The organism is Tardiphaga sp. (assembly GCF_028290495.1).
Lineage (GTDB): Bacteria > Pseudomonadota > Alphaproteobacteria > Rhizobiales > Xanthobacteraceae > Tardiphaga.
Genome location: NZ_JAQGJT010000171.1, coordinates 1 through 19052 on the forward strand (window position 1 = coordinate 1; position 19052 = coordinate 19052).

Sequence of the window (19052 nt, forward strand, 5' to 3'; positions counted from 1 at the left end):
GGGCGACAACATCGCCATGGAAGTTCACCTGATCGTGCCGATCGCGATGGAAGAGAAGCTGCGCTTCGCTATCCGTGAAGGCGGCCGCACGGTTGGTGCAGGCGTCGTCGCAAGCATCATCGAGTAATGTGGCGGCGGGCACTCCTCGGAATGCTCGCCTCCATTGTTCTGGCGGCGGCGTGGCCGGTTTCGACCGGCCACGCTGCCTGCCCGGAGCGGCCCGCCTGCAAAGGATGCGGCTGCAAGGGCGGTCCCGGCTACCGCGCGACCGGCGGCCACTGCGTCGGGTTCAGGGAACTGGACAAGATCTGTGGAAATCCGCCGACCCGCTGCATGTTCGAAAATGCGCCCGGTACGGGCGAGAATCGCGCATCTGCGCTGCCGGCCCGGCCGGCTCCCCCGAGCCCGCCGAATTAGCCGGTTCAAATTGTGCATGAATGGGGCTGCTTCGCCCTTGCAAATCAGGCGCGGTCTATGCTTCAAACGGCGCGAAATGGACGCGTGCCGTTTCACGTAGGGGTGTAGCTCAGTTGGTAGAGCACCGGTCTCCAAAACCGGTTGTCGTAGGTTCGAGCCCTACCGCCCCTGCCATTTAACCAATTCTAAATGCTTGCCTTTTCGGATATTTAGATTCTGGAAAATGAACGGTTTGCGAGCCCCGGCGCCGTAAACGTCATCAGCGCTATCGCGGCTCGGATATGGGCCGGCGCGGCGGCAAGGACAGCGTCCCGTTCCTCATCCGTCCGAAGGCGGTTTGGGTCCGGTGGATTTTTACTGCGACGGAAGGCTCGGACGTCCCAATACGCTGCGGGAATCCAGCGACATGTCCGCTTCTGGCGCAAGCGGTCATTGCTCTCGCGTCTATTCTGGTTTGATGCCTGCGTCCTTTACGACCGTGGCCCATTTCGCGATCTCGGCCTTGATCTGATCCGCAAACTGGGTGGGCGTGCCGCCAACGGGCTCGACGCCCTGGTCGATGAAGCGACGCCTGACGTCGTCCAGTTTCAGGATTGCATTCATCTCGGCATTGAGCCTGCGCACAATCCCGTCGGGCATGCCGGCGGGGCCGACTACGCCGAACCATACGTTGACCTCGTAGCCGGCCACGCCGGCATCGGAGACCGTGGGGACGTCAGGTGCAAGCGTCGAGCGCGCCTTGCTGCTTACGCCGAGCGCGCGAAGTTTGCCGCCATTCACCTGCGGCAACACATTGGGCGTGTTGTCGAAGGCAACGTCGATATGTCCGCCGAGCATGTCGTTCACCATCGGCGCGCTGCCCTTGTAGGGAACATGCACGATGTCGATGCCCGCAAGACTCTTGAACAGCTCCATCGATAAATGGTTCGACGATCCGATGCCAGTCGAGCCGTAGGTGACCTTGCCGGGGTTTCGACGGGCGTAGTCGATCAGGTCCTTGACCGAATTGATCGGCAACGACGGTTTGACCACGAGCAGGTTCGGCGTCTGTCCAGCAAAAACCAGCGGCGTGAAGTCCTTCACCGTGTCGTATGGCAGACTCTTGTAGATGCTGGGATTGGAGCCGAAGGGAAAGGCGACGCCGAGCAGCGTGTAGCCATCGGGAGCAGCCCTTGCGACGGCTTCGGTTCCGATCAGCGTGCCACCGCCGGGGCGGTTCTCGACCACTACGGTAACGCCCAAGGAGTCCTGAAGCTTTTGTGCGAAGATCCGCCCAAGCGTGTCGTTGAAACCGCCGGGCGGATACGGGACGATGTATTTGATCGTCTTGCTGGGATAGGTGTCGACCGCTGGCGCGGTGGCCTGCGCATAGACGCAGGCGGTACCGGCCAGCAGGACGATGAGCGCGCGGCAGGCGAAGTGAACGAGACGCGAGGCGCGCAGTACAACTTCAACCCGGCGCGTATCAAACATAGCAGGGACCCTCGATCAGCGGGTGGGCATTGATGAAGGCCTCGTCGATTTCGACGCCGAGACCTGCGATCTCCGACGGTGCGACGCAGCCATTGGCGTCGAGTTTGTAGGGAATGCCGCCGACCTCATCGCGGAACGGATTGTGCTTGGCGACGTCACCCTCGAAATAGCCGGGGTCTTCGACCGAGGCGAGGACGTTGATGGTCGCCGCCATGTTGATGCCGGTCGCCGACGTATGCGGATTGAATGACAGCTTCCACGCATGGGTCATGCCGGCGATTCGCATCGACTCGGTGACGCCGCCGGTCTTCGACAGGTCAGGTTGCACGAAACTCACGGCGCGATCTTCAATCAGGCGGTTGAATTCGAACCGCGTGAAGTGGTTCTCGCCGGCCGCGAGCGGGGTCGAGCCCATCGCAGCGGCAGCCTGATAGGAACGATAGTCGAGCGCCGGGAACGGCTCCTCGAGCCAGCCGATCTGCAGATCGTCATAGGCCGGCATCACGCGGCGCACGTCGTCGAGCGTGTAGCCGGTATTGGCATCGACGAGTATCTCGATAGTGTCGCCGACAGCCTTGCGCACGGCGGTGGCGCGGGCAACGTCGTCGCGGGGGTTGTCGCCAACGCGCAGCTTCACCGCGCGATAGCCCTGCGCGATATAACCCTGCGCTTCTTCGGCCAGTGACTCCGGCGCCTGCCAGCCGAGCGAGATGCCGCCCGCATAAGCCTTGAGCGGCTTCGAAGCGCCGCCGAGCAGCTTGTAGAGCGGCCAGCCGGCCGCCTTGGCGCGGATGTCCCAGAGCGCGAGGTCGAGGCCGCTCAGCGCCATGGCTGCGGCATAGCCCATGCCGTGGCTCGACAGTTGCATCTGATAGACGCGCTGCCACACGCCGACGACATTCATCGCGTCCATGCCGATGACGAGTTCGGCGATGGTCGTGTCGATCAGCTTGGCGATGGCGCCAGGGCAGCGGCCGTGATGCGCTTCGCCCCAACCGGTGACGCCGTCGGAAGTCGTGACCTTGACAAGCACAGCGTCGCGCTTGACGGCGCGGCCGATGCCGAGGCGGACATTCTGGCCCTGCGGGACGCGGTAGGAAATCGGAACGGCTTTGATCGCAGTAATCTTCATGGGAGCCTCACGCTGCCTTGTGGCCGGGATTGACGAGATTGAGCGGCGGTTCGCCGCGCAGGATGCGGAGCATTTCTTCGGCGGCGCCGACAGCCATGCCGCGGCTGCTGCTGGCGGTGATGGCCGCCGAATGCGGCGTCAGCAAAAGATTGGGACAATCGAACAATGCGTCATCTGCGGGCAACGGCTGGATGTCGAACACATCGAGCGCCGCGCCGCCGAGCTTGCCAGCCTTGAGCGCTGCGATCAGGGGCAGATTCTCGACGACAGCGCCGCGCGACACGTTGACAAGAACAGCATGGGGCCGCATTCGGGCGATACGCGCTGCATTGACGAGACCGCGCGTCTCGTCGGTCAGCGTGCAGCAGATCACGAGGGCATCGCTGCGTTCGAACAATTGATCGAGCGAGACTTCTTCGATATCCGCAGGGAGCGATCCCGTGCGACGTGACGTGCCGATCACTGTCATGCCGAAGCCCTGCCTGGCAATCTGCGCGACGCGGCGACCGATGGTGCCGACGCCGAGAATGCCGAGCGTCGAGCTATTCAACTCGGTGAAGCCTTCCGCTGTTGCGCGCGAGGCGCCCCAGCCCTGGTTGCGCATCAGCCCGTTCATGAGGTGGATCGGGCGTCGCAAGTGCAGCAGCGCCGACATCGCATATTCGGCTACGGCGTTGGTATTGCTGCCCGGCAAATTGGCGACGGCAACGCCGCGCGCAGTGGCAGCATCGACCGGGATGAAATCGAGGCCGACGCCGTGGCGGACCATGCCCTTCAGGCGCGGCGCGTGATCGACGATATCGTCAGGCAGTTTGGCGCGCACGATGATGCCGTCGGCGTCTTTCGCGAAGGCGCGCAGCGTGTCCGGTTTGGTATCGGGCGCCGTGATCAGCCGCGCATGCGGCGACAGGATGGCTTCGCCGTCGGCATGCATCGGATTGGTCAGGAGAATGGTGGGCATATCAGGCATCGAGAGCCGGTCCTTCAGTAATGGGATTGGCGAGCTGGCCGAGGTTCTCGACACTGGCGGTTACGGTCGAACCGGGCTTCAGCCAGGCCGGTGGCTTGTGCATGGCCGCGACGCCAGCCGGCGTTCCGGTGGCGATGACGTCGCCGGGTTCGAGCGGCCCGCGATGCGACAGCCAGGACACGAGTTCGGCGACGCTGAAGATCATGTCTTTGGTCGACCCGTGCTGCAGCGCTTTGCCATCGACGGCCAGCGACACCTGCAGGGCTTGCGGGTCGGCGATCTCGTCCGACGATACGAGGAACGGGCCGAAGGGACCAAAGGTCGAGATATTCTTGCCGCGATCGAAACGGCCGTCGGCCTTGATCATATCGCTGGCGCTGATGTCATTGAAGCAGCCATAGGCGGCGACATATTCAAGCGCCTGTTCCTTCGACACGTTCACGGCATGCTTGCCAATGACGGCGGCGAGCTCGGCCTCATAGGTGACGCCGCCGATCGCTGCGGGAAGCACGATCGCGCTTCCCGCAGCGATGACAGTCCGTGGCGCTTTCATGAACAGCACCGGCTCCGGCGGCGCGGCGATGCCACGTTCGGCCACGGCATCGCGGTAGTTATGCGCGATACCGAAGATGCGCCGCGGCGCGGGGAGTGGCGCAAGCAGCGTCACTCTGTCGGTCGTCAGCCGCGCGGCGTCCGCGAGACCATGCGCGGTGATTGTACTGACCACCTTGCCGAGACCTGCGTCGAGAAAGGCCTGAATCTGCGGTGAGATGCCGTTCAAGCCAGCCCGCATCGCCGGATGAGCCAGATCGACGACGATATCGGTCGGGCGTGTGGCGTCGCCGACAAGGACGCCGGCGCGTGTCAGGCCGGACTCGACGAAGGTGACGAACTTCATTTTTGCGTCCTCGTCATCATGCGACGCGATATTTGTCGATCACGGCACGATCGACTTCGATGCCAAGTCCCGCTCCTGTCGGGACGGCGATGACGCCATTGACCTGCTGGATCGGCTTGACCGCGAGATGATCGCGGAACGGGTTTTCCTCCTGTTCGAATTCGAGCATTGGCGGCATCGGGAACAGGCTGGGCGGCTGGTTCGGGATCGAAGCGAGGAAGTGGATCGTCGCGGCGAGGCCGACAACCGACCCCCAGGCGTGTGGCACGCATTCGACGCCGTGAGTGCTGGCGAGTGCTGCGATCTTCTTGCATTCGGTGATGCCGCCGGCGGCGCAAACGTCCGGCTGCACGATATCCATCGCCTTGCGGACGATGGCGTCGCGAAACCCCCAGCGGGTGAATTCGTTTTCGCCGCCGGCGACCGCCATGTCGAGCGCGCGGGTGACCTCGATATAGCCGTCGATATCCTCCGGCGAGATCGGTTCCTCGAACCACTCGATGTCCAGTTCTTCGAGCTTGCGGCCGAGCCGGATGGCTGAGGGCACGGTCAGGCAGTGATTGGCGTCCACCATGAGCTTGATATCGGATCCAATCGCTTCCCGCACCGCCTTGACGCGCTCGTAGTCGCGCTTGATGGAGCCGAGGCCGATCTTCATCTTGATCGCTTTGAAGCCGGCCTTCTTGTAGCCTTCGGCTTCCTCCACAGCTTCATCGACGAGGCGTTCCATGTCGGTGAAGTAAAGGCCTGTGGCATAGCAGTCGACTTCGGTGCGGAAAGCGCCGCCGATCAGTTTGTGCACCGGCTTGTTGCAAGCCTTTCCGATGATGTCCCACAGCGCGATGTCGATGCCGCTGATTGCGGCGATCGACATGCCTTTGGGGCCGTAGTCCTTGATGCGGTTATAAAGATCTTCCCAGATCACTTCGACATCGAAAGGGTCGCGGCCGATGACGCGCGGTGCCAGCTGAGTGTCGATGAAGGCCTTGGCGACGGCGGAGGGGCCGTAACATTCGCCCCAGCCGACAATGCCGTCACTCGTTTCGATCTCGACGAGGCATGTGCCGCGCGTCTTGTAGAGCCAGCCGCGTGACGACGTGAACGGACGCTGCACGGGAGCGGCAACGACATGGCTGGTGATTTTCTTGATTTTCAATGTGGTGTCCTCGTCGAGATCAATCGGGTGGATGCGGCCGGCGAGCGCCGGCCGCGTTTACTCTTTCGGGAAAGTCTGGGCCGCGACCTTGCCGATGGCGGAGGCGACGATATCGACTTCCTTGGCGAGCGCATCGCCGGTCATGTCATCGACCAGGAAGACGTTCTTCTTTGCGAATTCCTTGAAACGCTGGTCCTGGATCGCGGCACGGAACGCCGTGGTCAGCCTGGTGCGGACATCGTCCGGCAGGTTCGCCGGACCGACGACATAGGCCATCTGCACAACAGGTCCGTAAGGGAAGACGTCGATGCCTTTTTCCTTGAAGGTCGGGACATCCGGAAACATCTCGAGCCGCTCATTGGCGAAGACGCCGAGGGGCTTGAGCAGGTTGTCCTGAATCTGGCCGAGCGTTTCTGAAGGTTTGAGCACGCCGGAATCGACGTGTTGTCCGATCAGATCGGCAACGACTTTCGAGCCGCCCGTATAGGGCACGTTGACATAGTCGACGCCGGCCGCGCGCGCCGTCATGGATGCGAAAATGTGGTTGAGATTGTAGTTGCCGGGCGTGCCGATAGTGACCTTGCCGGGCTTCGCCTTCATGTTGGCGATGTAGTCGGGGAGGGTCTTGATCGGTCCGGTGGAAGCCACGAGCAGCATCAGAGGGTCGGTCGATACGCGCGCGATATGGGTGAAGGCGCCGTTGGTGAGCCCATTCGCCTTGTTCTGGGCGATCAGCGCCAGCGTCGAACTGGTCCCCATACCGATGGTGTAGCCGTCTGGCGTAGACGTCGCGACGCGCTTCATGCCGATGACACCGGTTGCGCCCACGATATTCTCGATCACGATCTTGATGCCGTGTTCGCGCAGGATCGGGTCCAGCGCGCGGGCGGCGACGTCGTTGGAGCCGCCGGCATTCCACGGCACGATGAAGGTGATGTCCTTTTGCGGAAAATTGGATTGTGCATGACTTGGCAGGGACCAGCACCCCAGTACCAATCCGAGCGCGGCAAAGCTGATGCGTTGAGCGACCATTGTTTTCCTCCCATTTTTGGTGTTTGTTATAACAAACATCTAGATGGGTCAATGGAACTCTTGCCGTGATTTGCAGAACGCCAATTTGCGAGATTCGGTGGGGTGAGGTAGCGAGCACAGTATGACCGCACTGAAACGGATTGAGCGCGAACCGCTCTGGGACTTGGCGCATGCGCAACTCCGGGATGCACTTCTGGCTGGCCGTTTTGTTCCAGGCACCGTGCTGACCCTGCGAGCACTCGCGGAGAGCTTTGGGACGTCGATTACGCCGGTGCGCGACGCGGTTACACGGCTGGTGGCGCAGGGCGTGTTGCAGCAGGGACCGCGCAATGCCGCGATCGTGCCGCAGCTCACGGCGCGTGAACTCGCTGATCTGACGGTGGTCCGCTGCGCGCTCGAAGGGCAGGCGGCGCGGCACGCCGCAGTCCGGCGTAATGCCGCGGGGCTTGAACGACTGAAGTCACTTTTGGCGACGATGCAGTCGCTGATCGCCGCGAAGAATCTCGAAAGCTATCTCGATCATCACCGGCAGTTTCATTTCGAGATCTATGCGATGTCGGGCATCCCGATCCTCGTCGAGACCATCGAGAACATGTGGCTGCGCTGCGGCCCGGTACTGTCGTTCGTCATTCCCGAATATGTCGTGCTGCTGAAAGGCTGGGATCATCACACGGCCGCGCTCAATGCCATTATCGCGGGCGATGCCGATGCTGCAGGGCGTGAAATCGTCGCTGATATCACCGAGGCTGCCGATTATCTGGTCAGTCTCGCGGACGTCAAGGGACAATTGTGCCGTCCGGTGCGCGATGTGTTAGCAAGCTGAGTAGGCGGATTCCGGTCGGCCATTGATAGGCAGGCACCACAGGGATCTGCAGCGGCTGCTGTACGATGACGGACGAATTGACATCGTCTGGATTGCGCTGGGTTGGTCCGATCTTCTAGCGAGCTGAATCGGCCTATCTTCCGGGATATGCCGCCTGTACCTGTTTGTTGTTCGCAAACCCGGCGCTAGTGCCGTGCAAGATGATCCGGCCGCTTTCCAGTACATAGGCGCGCTGTACCAACGCCAGCGCGCGGCTGACGTTCTGCTCGACCAGCAGGATGGCGGTACCCATTTTGTGGATCTCAGTGTGACGAGGCAAGATCTTGTCTGCCTATCAAAGCGATAAAGGTCAGGAGTGCGGCATGGGAGAACAGCCATGTCAGCCTAAAGGTGAATCTATAGAGTTTGGCGAGGGTGTGCCACGAGTTGATGCACCGCCTGTCGCAATGCTGTGTATTCGCCGTGTCCGCGCCGGACCCACGGCGAACTTGGAAACGAGCGACTGCTTGCAGCGTCAACGAGCTTGACGGAGTCTTGAGCGTCGACCGCTAACCCAGCATCTGCGTGTCACCGCAAATGGAGATCGCCTGGCCGGAGATTGTGCGCCCGCGCGGGCTGGCCAGGAACAGGATCTGGTCGGCGATCTGTTCCGGCGTGACGTAGTCCTTGATCGACGTAAAGGAGAACGCCGTCTTTTCCATCTCGGCAAAAGAAATCCCGCGCTGCTGCGCCTTGGCTTCCAGCACGCGGCGCTGACGATCGCCGGCGACGAGACCGGGCAGGATCGCGTTGACGCGGATATTGTCCGGGCCGAGTTCGATGGAGAGCGATTTCGTGAAGCCGATGACGCCCCATTTCGCTGCGGCGTAGGGCGAACGCATCGCAAAGCCCACACGCCCGGCTGCCGATGAGAGGTTCACGATGGAACCGTTGCTGCTCTGGCGCAGCAGCGGAACGGCGAGGCGCGTGCAGTTGAACTGTCCGGTCAGGCAGATGTTCAGGCAGCGATCCCAATCATCGGGATGCATTTCCTCGACCTTGGCCGTCGGCCCGGCGATGCCGGCATTGTTGATGAGCGCATCGAGGCCGCCGAGTCTGGCCGTGGCTTCATCGAACAGCTTCTGGACCGACGCGCGATCGGAGACATCGCAATGGGTCTGCGTGATAGCGGGATCGCTTTTCGCGAGGGCGGCAAGGGCGGCTTGGTCGACATCGCACACGTGCACCTTGGCGCCTTCGTCGGCAAAGGCGCGTGCGATAGCGAGGCCGATTCCGTTGGCGCCCGCGGTCACGATGACACGCAAACCCTTGATGCTGAGATCCATGACGGCTCCGGAGATTTGGTGAGACCTAGATGGAGAGGCCGCCACGCGACAGGATGAAGTTGGCGGCGTTGGTGATGTCGGCGGCGATCCCCGCTCTGGCGGTCTCGGCATCGCCGGCTTCGACTGCCTTGCGGACGTCGGCATGAAACCGGATGGCTTCGCCCTTGGCGAGGCGATCCGGATTTCCGCGCAGATCAAGATTGATGACTGGGCCGGCCTTGAGCCAAAGCGCACGGATGATCTCGACCAGGATCGGCGACTGAGCAGCTTCGTAGACGGCGAAATGAAACGTCTTGTTGAGTTCGACCGCGCGCGGCAAATCCGGGGCCTTCACTTCGCTCTCCGCGCGCATCGCCGCTTCGCTCGAAGCGATCGCATCGACGTCGCTGTCGTGGCGCCGTAGCGCAGCCTCGGCTGCGGCATGGCCTTCGATTGCTATCCGAACCCGGGTGAGATCGCGGAACTGTGCCGACGACATGATTGGCACGCGGACCACGCGGTTAGCCGCGACTTCCAGCGCCTTGTCCGCGACCAGCCGCGACACCGCCTCGCGCACCGGCATGATGGAGACACCAAGCATGTCGGCCGCCGTCCGCAGCGACAGCTTTTCCCCCGGTGCGAGTCTGCCCGAGATGAGCAGATCCGCCAGTTGCGCGTAAGCGCGCTCCCCCAACGTCTGGCGATCGAGCGGTTCTACAAGCGACAGGGCAGCGGGTAAATTCACCGGGGACTTTCTGGAAGTGGAACAAACTTTCGGCAGGACTCGACAAAACTGAATTCCTGCGCCAGTCTAACTGTGATCACAGATCACGGCAAGCGACCAAAGGGCTCTCACCTAGAAGAGCGCAACGCTTCGCCAGAGGGGAACAGCCGCGCCATGCGGCCGTCACAGGGAGACTAGGCTGATGTCGAATAACCCGTTCACGCGACGTACTCTGTTGAAATCCGCCGGCGGACTGGCGCTGGCGTCCGGCCTGTCGGCGCCTTCGATCCTGCGCGCGCAGGGAGCCGATGTGATTCGTATCGGCCATCTGACGCCGCGCACCGGCTTCCTCGGTCCGCTCGGCGAGTACGGCGTGATGGCGATCGACCTCGCTGTCGAGGAGATCAACGCCGCCGGCGGCCTGATGGGGCGCAAGGTCGAGTTGCTCAAGGAAGATTCGGTCAATCCGCAGACCGCCTCGACCAAAGCCGAGCGCATGATCGAGCGCGACAAGGTCGCCTGTATCATCGGCGAAATTTCATCGGCCTCGTGTCTGACGATTGCTCAGGTCGCAACGCGCAACAAGACACTGTTCGTCAACACCGGCGGCAATTCCGATGCGCTGCGCGGCAAGGACTGCCAGCGCTATATGTTCCATGTCGAGTCGCAAAACTCGATGTATGTAAAGACCGTTGGTCGCTCGTTCCTGCGCGATGGTCTGGTGAAGGGGAAGAAGTGGTACTCGCTGACTGCCGACTACGCCTTCGGCCATGACCTTCTGAAGGTCTCGAAGCGCTTCATGGAAGCCAATGGCGGCAATTTTGCCGGCGACGATCTGGTGCCCACCGACGCCACGGACTTCTCGGCCTATCTGCTGAAGATCCGCGAAGCCAAGCCTGACCTCGTGGTGATCAATCTGGCCGGCAACCAGATCACCAACTTCCTCAAGCAGTATGCCGAATTCGGCCTGACCTTTCCAGTCGGCGGTTTCGGTTTCGACACCGCATTGGCGTGGGCCGCAGGCAAGGGCAACTTCGTCGGCACATGGCCCGTGGTCTGGCACCATCTCTTGGATACGCCCGGCAGCAAGGCTTTCGTCGCGGCCTTCACCAAGAAGTATAACAAGCCGCCGGAAAATCAGGCATGGGGCGATTACATCGCCACCAAGATCGTGGCGCAGACCATCAATGAACTAAAATCGACGGATTCGCCGAAGATCATCGAACATTTCGAGAAGGGTGCGAAGTTTGATCTGCTAAAGACGCGTCCCGGCTATTTCCGTGCGGCCGATCACCAGTTGATGCACGAAATGTATGCGGTGACGGCATTGCCTGCGGACAAGATCAAGAACCAGTGGGACATTTTCTCATCAAGCCCGGCCGTCCCGGGGCCGGATGAACCGCTCGAAGTGATCGCGTCCACCGCGGAAGAGAACACCTGTAAATTCCCGAGCTAACAGCGATGTCGGCGCTTTGCCTGGGGGCAGGGCGTCGACATTCTGCTCGTGAAGTCGCTTTGGTCTTGTCCTTCCGACCCTCGCCAGCTGCGCGTCAGCGCACGGCCGCGGAGCCCATCTCATGTCCGCCATGTTGCTCACCCAGCAGATTCTCAACGGACTGCTTGATGGTGTCTATTATCTTTTGATTGCGCTCGGCCTGTCGCTGATCTTCTCGCTCGGCGGCATCGTGAATCTGGCGCATGGCGCGTTCTATGCGATCGGCGCTTATCTGACGCTGGTGATTTCGCCCTATCTCGGGTTCGGAGGTGCATTCGTCGTTGCACCCATTGCCGTCGCACTGTTTGGTGTTGTCATCGAACGGACGCTGTTCCGGCGGTTCTATCGGTCCGATCCGATCCTCTCGCTATTGCTTACCTTTGGGCTTGCAATGGTGGCCGAGCAGGCGTTGCGCATGATCTTCGGCGCGCCGCCATTATCCTATTCGATCCCGCCGGGACTGCGCGGTCAGGTGGCGATCGGAAGCTTCATCTATTCGTTCTATCGCGTGGTCCTTCTCGGCATTGCCGTAGCCTGTGTGCTCGGGCTCTGGGTGTTGCTGCAGAAGACCTCGTTTGGCCGTGTCGTGAGAGCCGGCGTGCAGAACCCGGACATGGTCGGCGCGCTCGGCATCTCGCTGCAGCCCTATATGTCCGTCGTGGCAGCTCTGGGCATCGGTCTCGCTGGCCTTGCGGGCGTACTGCTCGCACCGATCTATTCGATCCATCCGGCAATGGGGCAGGAGATCATCACCCCTGCTTTCGTTGTCGTCGTGATCGGTGGCCTCGGCTCGTTCTGGGGCGTCGTGATCGCGGCGCTCCTGGTCGGATTGGTCAAGGGCGTGATGGTCGGCATCGGCTATTCCGCGGCGTCCACCGCGGCGATCTATCTTCTGATGCTTCTGGTGCTGCTGTTTCGGCCACGGGGCCTGTTCGGCGAACGCATCATGCGGTTCGAGTGAGGCGATACCGATGTTGAATCGTCTTCCCGTTCCGTTGCTCATCGCAGGCGTCGGCCTGCTCATCCTGCCGCCTATCCTGTTGGCGCTCGGGCTCACCATGACGTCGGCGACGGAAATCGTCGTCTTCGCTCTTGCCTGCATGGCGCTGAACATTCTGGTCGGGCATACTGGTCTCGTCTCGTTTGGTCATGGCGCCTGGTTCGGCCTCGCGGCCTATGCGGCAGCATTGATCCAGCGCAATTGGATGCCGAACTCCTTTGTCGGTCCAACCCTGCTGGCGCTGATTGTCGTGGCCATCACGGCGGCGGCTTTCGGCTATCTGATCCTGCGGCGACGCGGCGTGTATTTCTCGCTACTCACGCTGGCACTGGCGGCCATGCTCTATAGCGTATCGTTCCGCTGGACCGACGTGACCGGCGGCGAGAACGGCCTCGGCGGAATCACCCGGCCTTCATTGTTTGGCTTCGACCTGGACGGGTCGACGACCTATTACTGGTTTGTGGCGATCGTCGCGTTTCTGGTGCTGATCCTGCTGTGGCGGTTCCACAATTCGACCGTTGGTTCGGTGCTGGTTGCGATCCGCGAGAACGAACAGCGCGCGCGGTTTCTCGGCTATCCCACCAACCGCTACAAGTTGGCCGCCTTCGTGCTGTCCGCCACCATCACCGGTCTCGCCGGCGTTCTGTTGCTGTACAAGAATCGTATGACCTCGGCCGATCCCATCTCGGTGGCATTCTCCGGCGAATTGCTGGCGATGGTCGTGATTGGCGGCATGCGCAGCTTTCTCGGGCCGGCACTGGGTGCGCTGTTCTTCATTCTGTTTCGTGAGTTTCTCGGCATCTATTCCGAGAACTGGCTGTTCTGGTTCGGTCTCGTCTTCGTCTGCTTCATCATCTTCTCGCCGACCGGCCTGATCGGCATGGGCGAGAGGTTGATCGCGCCATTTCGTAAAAAGGCGGAAGAAGATGCGGCCATGTCGGCGCGGCGCATCGAAGTGTTGCCGTTGCCTGAGTTCCTGAAGCCGAAATCATCAGTGGATGGGGCGGTGCTTGCAGCCAGCCACATCGTGAAGAGCTTTGGTGGCATCAAGGCGGTTCAGGGCGTCGATATCGCGATCGCCGATCGCACGCTGCATGCGCTGATCGGCCCGAACGGTGCCGGCAAGACCACGGCGTTCAATCTCCTGTCGGGTATGTATAAGCCGGATCAAGGCAGCGTGTCGCTGATGGGCAGGCCGATCGCCGGCCATACTCCGGAAGAGATCGCCACAGCCGGCATCGGGCGCTCGTTCCAGATCACCAACCTGTTCCCCGCCTTGAGCGTCGGCGAGAACATTCGCCTCGCCGTGCAAGCGCGGCATCCCCGGCGTTTCGACTTCGTCACGAATGCGCTGTCGATCGATCCGATCAACCAGGAAACCGACGCGGTGATACGCTATCTCGGTCTCGCGGGGATCGAGAAGGCCGAAGCGGGCATGCTGTCTTATGGCGGCCAGCGGTTGCTCGACATGGGTGTGGCTCTCGCGACCGCACCGCGCATCCTGTTGCTTGACGAACCGCTCGCGGGTCTCGCTGCTGCCGAACGCGAACGCATCGGTGCGATCATCAAACGCATCTCGGCGGAGCTGCCGGTGCTGCTGGTCGAGCACGATATCGACCGGGTATTCCAGCTTGCTGACCATGTGACCGTCATGAATGAAGGACGTGTGCTGCTGGATGGCTCCGTCGAGGATGCGCGCTCCAGCACGCGAGTGCAGGAAGTCTATATCGGCTCGGGCACGACGGCTGTCGCTGCGCGCCCACGCGAGACCTCGGCAGGCGCGAAGCCGCTGCTGACGGTGAGGAATGTCGACACGTTTTACGGCAAGAGCCATATTCTGAATGACGTCAATTTCACCTTGCACGAAAACGAGATCATTGCGCTGCTGGGCCGCAACGGTGCCGGCAAGTCGACTTTACTCAAGTCGCTGATCGGCATCGCGCCAGCGTCGAACGGTTCGATTGAGCTCGCCGGAAATCAGCTGGTTGGTCTGTCCTCGGCGGAGGCTGCGCGGCTCGGCATCGGTTACGTGCCGCAAGGAAGGGCGCTGTTCGCCGGTATGAGCGTCGAGCAAAATCTCGAGCTGGGCGGCCTCAAGCGGCAGACCGGCAATGGCGTGCATTGGACGCGTGAGCGCATCTATGAGTATTTCCCGCGCATTCGCGAGCGTCTCGATAGCCCCGCCGATTATCTCTCGGGAGGCGAACAGCAGATGGTCGCCGTGGCGCGCGCTCTGTCTGGCGACGTGCGTGTGCTGTTGTTGGATGAACCCTTCGAAGGTTTGGCGCCTGCGGTGGTGGAACAGTTGTTCGAAACCTTTGATCGCCTCCGCAAGGAAATTGCCATCATCATCGTCGACCATAATCTCGATCTGGCATTGGCTCTCTCCGATTCGACGGTAGCGCTGGAGCGGGGAAAAGTGATTCATCAGGGACCATCCAGGGCTCTGCGCGACGATCTCGATCTGCGCCGCAAGGTGCTGTGGCTGTGAGAACATAGATGACAGATAGTAATCGACATGTAGCGATCGTTGGTGTGGGCCTAATCGGACGCGCTTGGGCAGCGATCTTCGCGCGCGCGGGATGGACGGTGCGGCTGACCGATCCGCATGGCCCGACACTGGAAGCAGCGCCCCAGCTCATTCGCGATGAGTTGCATGCGCTCGCTCGCCATGGCCTCGCCAATGATCCCGACGGCGCAGCTGCGCGAATCTCGATCGCGGCAACTCTGGCCGATGCGGTGAAGGACGTTGCGTTCGTGCAGGAGAACGGCCCGGAGAATGTCGATCAGAAGATCGCCATTTTCGCTGAGCTCGATCGTCTCGCGCCTCCGGATGCGCTGCTCGCGTCATCCACGTCGGCCATCGTGGCCTCGCGTTTCACGGAAGCGCTCCCGGGGCGGGAGCGGTGCCTTGTCGGGCATCCCGTCAATCCGCCGCATCTTGTGCCGTTGGTGGAACTATGCGGCGCGCCATGGACCTCGCAGCAAACCATCGATCGCGCGCGCGAGGTCTATCGCGAGATCGGGCAGGTGCCGGTGACAGTCAACCGCGAGATCAATGGCTTCATTCTCAATCGCCTGCAGGGCGCGTTGCTGGCGGAGGCCTTTCGTCTGGTTGGCGAGGGCTATGTCTCCGCGGAAGATCTCGATCATACTGTGAAAGACGGTCTCGGGCTGCGCTGGTCGTTTCTCGGTCCGCTGGAGACCATCGAACTCAATGCGCCCGGCGGTATTCCCGATTACTGCGCGCGCTACACGGGTTTCTATAAAGAGCTGGCCGCGACTTCGGCAGGGCCGGAGGTCTATCAAAGCCCCAATGTTGATCGGGTGATCGCGGCCTGGCCGCATCAACCGTCGCCAGACCGGATTGCCGCGCTAACGCAGCACCGCAACGAACGCCTCGCAGCGCTGGCGGCTCACAAGGCCGCGCAAGGCCGCAAATCCTGAACCTTACGATTTTTCAACAGAAAGACGGAGACTGATATGGTCCGCAAAGTCATCATCACCTGTGCCGTGACGGGCGCCATTCACACGCCCTCGATGTCCAAGGCGTTGCCGGTCACGCCGCAGGAAATCGCCGATGCCGCCGTTGATGCGGCGGAAGCCGGTGCCGCCATCGTGCATCTGCATGCGCGCAATCCGAAAACCGGTCAGCCCGATCAGAGCCCCGAGGCCTTTGCACCGTTTCTGAAGATCATCAAGCAGCGCACCAATGCGGTGATCAACCTGACCACAGGCGGTGCGCCGACCATGACGGTGGACGAACGCGTGCGTCCTGCGGCGGTCTACAAGCCGGAAGTCGCATCGCTCAACATGGGTTCGATGAATTTCGGTTTCTTCGGCATGCTGAACCGCTTCAAGACCTTCGAACATGACTGGGAACTCAAGCACCTGCAGAACAAGGACATCGTGTTCCGCAACACGTATCAGGACATCGAATATGTGCTGAGCACGCTGTCGGAGACCGGCACCCGGTTCGAGTTCGAGTGCTACGACACGTCGCACCTTTACAACCTGAAGTATTTTCTGGATCAGGGGTTGGTGAAAGCACCACTGTTCGTCCAGACCGTCTTCGGCCTGCAGGGCGGCACCGGCGCGCACCCCGAGGACGTCCTGCACATGAAGCGCACCGCCGACCGGCTGTTCGGCGATCAGTACGTCTGGTCGGTGCTGGGCGCGGGCCGCAACCAGTTGCCGATCGCGGCGATGGCCGTGGCGATGGGCGGCAATATCCGCGTTGGCCTCGAGGATTCGCTGTGGGCCGCGCCCGGCCGCATGGCCTCGTCGAATGCCGAGCAGGTCATGCTCGCGCGCAAGATCGTCGAAGGCTTGGGTCTTGAGATCGCGACCCCGGACGAAGCGCGCGAAATGCTTGATCTGAAGGGCGGGGACAAGCTGGAGGTTTAAGCTATCCTTGGACGGGGCGGACAGTGCAGGAGATGTCCGCCTCCGCCGCCTTAGGGGCGTCGACGCCCTGGGCTGGCCACCTGCACAGTTCAAGGAAGGCACAGTGATGGTTCCAGACGCAGCGATGACGCCGAGCAGCACGCCGACCAGAATCACGGCAAAGGCGAGGCCAGCCCGGATATCGCCGAACAACTGGCCCGTCCCGTCCAGCAGATCTTCCGCAAGCCCGCAGCGCTCGAGGATTGCGTCCATGAACGTAAAGAACGGGATCGACAGCAGCAGGTCATTGGAGATGACGCCGGAAAATCGAAACCGCAGCGCCTGCAGGAAGTCCGGCTGGAAATGCCCTGTCGCGATGTCTCCAAAACCGGTTGTCGTTGGCTGGAGCCTTGCTACCCCTGCCAATTCCTTGATTCGGCAAGACAATCGGATTTTCCCCGGTCTTGCCGCCGGGAACGGGCCGTTTGACCGCAGAAGTACCCATCTTGACCTTTTACGCTTGCCGCCCTACAAAGCCGCACTCGCTGTCGGCCCGCTAGACGGACCTCCGACGCGGCTTTGATTTCCCAGACAAAAGGGCCCGCTTGGCGGCCCCATCCTTAGGTGAGGGTGCGGGCGCAAGAGGGCTGTCTGGATTCCCGAAACCTAACAGTCGTCTCACGACGGATGCGGACAGTAAACGATGGCGCTCAGCCCGTTCAAATTCCTGCAGGAAGTGCGCACGGAGACCAACAAGGTCACGTGGCCCTCGCGGCGCGAGACCATGATCACGACCATCATGGTGTTCGTGATGGTGGCGCTGTCGTCGATCTTCTTCTTCGCGGCGGATATGATCATCCGCTATCTCGTGACTTTTTTGCTCGGCATTCACTAACTCGGAACTGAATTATGAGCATGCGCTGGTACATCGTTCACGCCTACTCCAACTTCGAAAAGAAGGTCATGGAGTCGATCAAGGAGCAGGCCAAGCAACGCGGCCTGGAAGACTTGTTCGAGCAGATCCTGGTGCCGACCGAGAAGGTCACGGAAGTGCGCCGCGGTCGCAAGATGGAAGCCGAGCGCAAGTTCTTCCCGGGCTACGTGCTGGTGAAGATGAAGCTCACCGACGAAGCCTTCCACCTGATCAAGAACACTCCAAAGGTCACGGGCTTCCTCGGCGCGGAAAACAAGCCGATGCCGATCACCGAGCCCGAAGCGATGCGCATTCTGCACCAGGTGCAGGAAGGCGTGGAGCGCCCGAAGGCGTCGGTGTCGTTCGAGATCGGCGAGAACGTCCGCGTGGCCGATGGCCCGTTCGCGTCGTTCTCCGGTGTGGTCGAGGAAATCGACGAGGCGCGGTCGCGCGTGAAGGTCGCGGTGTCGATCTTCGGTCGCGCAACCCCCGTCGAACTGGAATTCGGTCAGGTCGAGAAGGTCTGATCCGAATAAGCGCGGAATTCGTTTCTGCGTTCGAAAATGCGAAGCACGTCTTCGCATTGAAGGCCGTGGGAGGAAGAGGGCGGTTGCCAGCCGCTTTTCGACCGCACCACGGAACCTGAAACAGCCGGCCAAGGCCGGCACAACAGGAGTGACATATGGCAAAGAAAGTGACCGGATACCTGAAGCTACAGGTGCCGGCCGGTGCGGCGAACCCTTCGCCCCCGATCGGTCCCGCGCTTGGTCAGCGCGGCCTCAACATCATGGAATTCTGCAAAGCGTTCAACGCGCAGACGCAGAAGGAAGAAAAGAACACGCCAATTCCGGTGGTGATCACGATCTACGCTGATCGTTCCTTCACCTTCGCCCTGAAGACCCCTCCGATGTCCTTCTTCATCAAGAAGGCCGCCAAGCTCACGGCCGGCTCCAAGCTGCCGGGTCGCGACAAGGCGGGTTCGGTGACCAAAGCGCAGGTGCGCGAGATCGCCGAAGCCAAGATGAACGATCTGAATTGCGACACCATTGAATCGGCCATGAAGATGGTTGAGGGCTCTGCCCGTTCGATGGGCGTCGAGGTGGCGGGGTAAACGGTCATGGCAATTGGAAAACGTTTGAAGAGCGCCCGCGAGGGCATCGATCGTGAAAAGCTCTACCCGATCGTCGAGGCCATCAAGATGGTCAAGGAACGCGCCAAGTCGAAGTTCGACGAGACCATCGAGATCTCGATGAATCTCGGCGTCGATCCGCGTCACGCCGATCAGATGGTCCGTGGCGTCGTCTCGCTGCCGAACGGCACCGGCCGCAC

The 19052-nt window shown here is 61.5% G+C and carries 18 protein-coding genes, 1 tRNA gene and 3 pseudogenes; 12 read left to right on the forward strand and 10 right to left on the reverse strand.

Features of this window, described 5'->3' with window-relative positions:
• Together tuf and JWQ24_RS25530 are read left to right on the forward strand one after the other, a co-directional pair.
• Positions 1-127, forward strand: a pseudogene (gene tuf / locus JWQ24_RS25525) (elongation factor Tu); the annotation flags it as partial.
• A 388-nt stretch (positions 128-515) separates the two neighbouring features.
• A tRNA-Trp gene (locus tag JWQ24_RS25530) sits at positions 516-591 on the forward strand.
• Between the two features lie 270 nt (positions 592-861).
• On the opposite strand, the gene JWQ24_RS25535 is transcribed toward JWQ24_RS25530, so the two are convergent.
• From JWQ24_RS25535 to JWQ24_RS25560, 6 genes are read right to left on the reverse strand one after another with little or no spacing between them, the layout of a single operon-like run.
• Positions 862-1890, reverse strand: coding sequence for a tripartite tricarboxylate transporter substrate binding protein (locus tag JWQ24_RS25535; RefSeq protein ID WP_299814406.1), 1029 nt, complete (start codon positions 1888-1890; stop codon positions 862-864).
• Positions 1883-3022: a mandelate racemase/muconate lactonizing enzyme family protein gene (locus tag JWQ24_RS25540; protein ID WP_299814409.1), complete on the reverse strand. Its 1140-nt coding sequence runs from the start codon at positions 3020-3022 to the stop codon at positions 1883-1885. Before JWQ24_RS25540 ends, JWQ24_RS25535 begins: the two co-directional genes overlap by 8 nt.
• A 7-nt stretch (positions 3023-3029) precedes the next feature.
• Complete coding sequence (locus JWQ24_RS25545; RefSeq protein WP_299814412.1) at positions 3030-3983, reverse strand: hydroxyacid dehydrogenase; 954 nt, start codon at positions 3981-3983, stop codon at positions 3030-3032.
• A 1-nt stretch (position 3984) separates the two neighbouring features.
• Positions 3985-4890, reverse strand: a complete 906-nt coding sequence (locus JWQ24_RS25550) for a fumarylacetoacetate hydrolase family protein (protein WP_299814415.1) — start codon at positions 4888-4890, stop codon at positions 3985-3987.
• Positions 4891-4906: 16 nt separating this feature from the next.
• A complete protein-coding gene (locus tag JWQ24_RS25555) occupies positions 4907-6046 on the reverse strand; it encodes a mandelate racemase/muconate lactonizing enzyme family protein (RefSeq protein ID WP_299814418.1) in 1140 nt (379 codons plus the stop codon).
• Positions 6047-6103: 57 nt separating this feature from the next.
• Positions 6104-7078 (reverse strand): tripartite tricarboxylate transporter substrate binding protein, encoded by a 975-nt coding sequence (locus JWQ24_RS25560; RefSeq protein WP_299814421.1) that lies wholly within the window; start codon positions 7076-7078, stop codon positions 6104-6106.
• A 121-nt stretch (positions 7079-7199) separates the two neighbouring features.
• On the opposite strand from JWQ24_RS25560, the gene JWQ24_RS25565 reads away from it, so the two are divergent.
• Positions 7200-7901: a GntR family transcriptional regulator gene (locus JWQ24_RS25565; RefSeq protein ID WP_299814424.1), complete on the forward strand. Its 702-nt coding sequence runs from the start codon at positions 7200-7202 to the stop codon at positions 7899-7901.
• Positions 7902-8034: 133 nt separating this feature from the next.
• On the opposite strand, the gene JWQ24_RS25570 is transcribed toward JWQ24_RS25565, so the two are convergent.
• From JWQ24_RS25570 to JWQ24_RS25580, 3 genes are all read right to left on the reverse strand, one after another.
• Positions 8035-8193: a hypothetical protein gene (locus tag JWQ24_RS25570; protein ID WP_299814427.1), complete on the reverse strand. Its 159-nt coding sequence runs from the start codon at positions 8191-8193 to the stop codon at positions 8035-8037.
• Between the two features lie 256 nt (positions 8194-8449).
• A complete protein-coding gene (locus JWQ24_RS25575) occupies positions 8450-9226 on the reverse strand; it encodes an SDR family oxidoreductase (protein ID WP_299814430.1) in 777 nt (258 codons plus the stop codon).
• A gap of 25 nt (positions 9227-9251) precedes the next feature.
• Complete coding sequence (locus tag JWQ24_RS25580; protein WP_299814433.1) at positions 9252-9950, reverse strand: GntR family transcriptional regulator; 699 nt, start codon at positions 9948-9950, stop codon at positions 9252-9254.
• Between the two features lie 181 nt (positions 9951-10131).
• On the opposite strand from JWQ24_RS25580, the gene JWQ24_RS25585 reads away from it, so the two are divergent.
• The 5 genes from JWQ24_RS25585 to JWQ24_RS25605 all read left to right on the forward strand — a co-directional run bounded on the left by JWQ24_RS25585 (position 10132) and on the right by JWQ24_RS25605 (position 16831).
• Positions 10132-11385, forward strand: coding sequence for an ABC transporter substrate-binding protein (locus JWQ24_RS25585; RefSeq protein ID WP_299814436.1), 1254 nt, complete (start codon positions 10132-10134; stop codon positions 11383-11385).
• Positions 11386-11506: 121 nt separating this feature from the next.
• On the forward strand, positions 11507-12385 hold the full coding sequence (locus JWQ24_RS25590; RefSeq protein ID WP_299814439.1) for a branched-chain amino acid ABC transporter permease: 879 nt from the start codon (positions 11507-11509) through the stop codon (positions 12383-12385).
• Positions 12386-12395: 10 nt separating this feature from the next.
• Positions 12396-14915, forward strand: coding sequence for a branched-chain amino acid ABC transporter ATP-binding protein/permease (locus JWQ24_RS25595; RefSeq protein WP_299814443.1), 2520 nt, complete (start codon positions 12396-12398; stop codon positions 14913-14915).
• Between the two features lie 8 nt (positions 14916-14923).
• A complete protein-coding gene (locus JWQ24_RS25600) occupies positions 14924-15871 on the forward strand; it encodes a 3-hydroxyacyl-CoA dehydrogenase (protein WP_299814445.1) in 948 nt (315 codons plus the stop codon).
• Between the two features lie 36 nt (positions 15872-15907).
• On the forward strand, positions 15908-16831 hold the full coding sequence (locus JWQ24_RS25605; protein WP_299814447.1) for a 3-keto-5-aminohexanoate cleavage protein: 924 nt from the start codon (positions 15908-15910) through the stop codon (positions 16829-16831).
• 123 nt (positions 16832-16954) lie between these two features.
• Here the strand turns inward: JWQ24_RS25605 and JWQ24_RS25610 are convergent.
• Positions 16955-17188: pseudogene (locus JWQ24_RS25610) on the reverse strand (TRAP transporter large permease subunit); the annotation flags it as partial.
• Between the two features lie 325 nt (positions 17189-17513).
• Here JWQ24_RS25610 and secE point away from each other — a divergent pair.
• From secE to JWQ24_RS25630, 4 genes and pseudogenes are all read left to right on the forward strand, one after another.
• The gene (secE, locus tag JWQ24_RS25615) at positions 17514-17705 is read left to right on the forward strand and encodes a preprotein translocase subunit SecE (RefSeq protein ID WP_299814449.1); all 192 of its coding nucleotides are present in this window, start codon (positions 17514-17516) and stop codon (positions 17703-17705) included.
• Between the two features lie 14 nt (positions 17706-17719).
• Positions 17720-18250 carry a transcription termination/antitermination protein NusG gene (nusG, locus tag JWQ24_RS25620; protein WP_299814451.1) on the forward strand — a complete coding sequence of 177 codons (531 nt, stop codon included), beginning with the start codon at positions 17720-17722 and terminating at the stop codon, positions 18248-18250.
• Positions 18251-18405: 155 nt separating this feature from the next.
• Positions 18406-18834 (forward strand): 50S ribosomal protein L11, encoded by a 429-nt coding sequence (gene rplK, locus JWQ24_RS25625; protein WP_299814453.1) that lies wholly within the window; start codon positions 18406-18408, stop codon positions 18832-18834.
• A gap of 6 nt (positions 18835-18840) precedes the next feature.
• A pseudogene (locus JWQ24_RS25630) lies at positions 18841-19052 on the forward strand (50S ribosomal protein L1); the annotation flags it as partial.

Bases quoted from the DNA above. Each gene is read 5' to 3' on its own strand.
- nusG (WP_299814451.1), top strand. From the start codon at position 17,720: ATGAGCATGCGCTGGTACATCGTTCACGCCTACTCCAACTTCGAAAAG.
- JWQ24_RS25570 (WP_299814427.1), bottom strand. From the start codon at position 8,193: ATGGGTACCGCCATCCTGCTGGTCGAGCAGAACGTCAGCCGCGCGCTG.
- secE (WP_299814449.1), top strand. From the start codon at position 17,514: ATGGCGCTCAGCCCGTTCAAATTCCTGCAGGAAGTGCGCACGGAGACC.
- JWQ24_RS25540 (WP_299814409.1), bottom strand. From the start codon at position 3,022: ATGAAGATTACTGCGATCAAAGCCGTTCCGATTTCCTACCGCGTCCCG.
- JWQ24_RS25585 (WP_299814436.1), top strand. From the start codon at position 10,132: ATGTCGAATAACCCGTTCACGCGACGTACTCTGTTGAAATCCGCCGGC.
- JWQ24_RS25590 (WP_299814439.1), top strand. From the start codon at position 11,507: ATGTCCGCCATGTTGCTCACCCAGCAGATTCTCAACGGACTGCTTGAT.
- JWQ24_RS25560 (WP_299814421.1), bottom strand. From the start codon at position 7,078: ATGGTCGCTCAACGCATCAGCTTTGCCGCGCTCGGATTGGTACTGGGG.
- JWQ24_RS25545 (WP_299814412.1), bottom strand. From the start codon at position 3,983: ATGCCCACCATTCTCCTGACCAATCCGATGCATGCCGACGGCGAAGCC.
- rplK (WP_299814453.1), top strand. From the start codon at position 18,406: ATGGCAAAGAAAGTGACCGGATACCTGAAGCTACAGGTGCCGGCCGGT.
- JWQ24_RS25575 (WP_299814430.1), bottom strand. From the start codon at position 9,226: ATGGATCTCAGCATCAAGGGTTTGCGTGTCATCGTGACCGCGGGCGCC.
- JWQ24_RS25565 (WP_299814424.1), top strand. From the start codon at position 7,200: ATGACCGCACTGAAACGGATTGAGCGCGAACCGCTCTGGGACTTGGCG.
- JWQ24_RS25605 (WP_299814447.1), top strand. From the start codon at position 15,908: ATGGTCCGCAAAGTCATCATCACCTGTGCCGTGACGGGCGCCATTCAC.
- JWQ24_RS25600 (WP_299814445.1), top strand. From the start codon at position 14,924: ATGACAGATAGTAATCGACATGTAGCGATCGTTGGTGTGGGCCTAATC.
- JWQ24_RS25595 (WP_299814443.1), top strand. From the start codon at position 12,396: ATGTTGAATCGTCTTCCCGTTCCGTTGCTCATCGCAGGCGTCGGCCTG.
- JWQ24_RS25550 (WP_299814415.1), bottom strand. From the start codon at position 4,890: ATGAAGTTCGTCACCTTCGTCGAGTCCGGCCTGACACGCGCCGGCGTC.
- JWQ24_RS25535 (WP_299814406.1), bottom strand. From the start codon at position 1,890: ATGTTTGATACGCGCCGGGTTGAAGTTGTACTGCGCGCCTCGCGTCTC.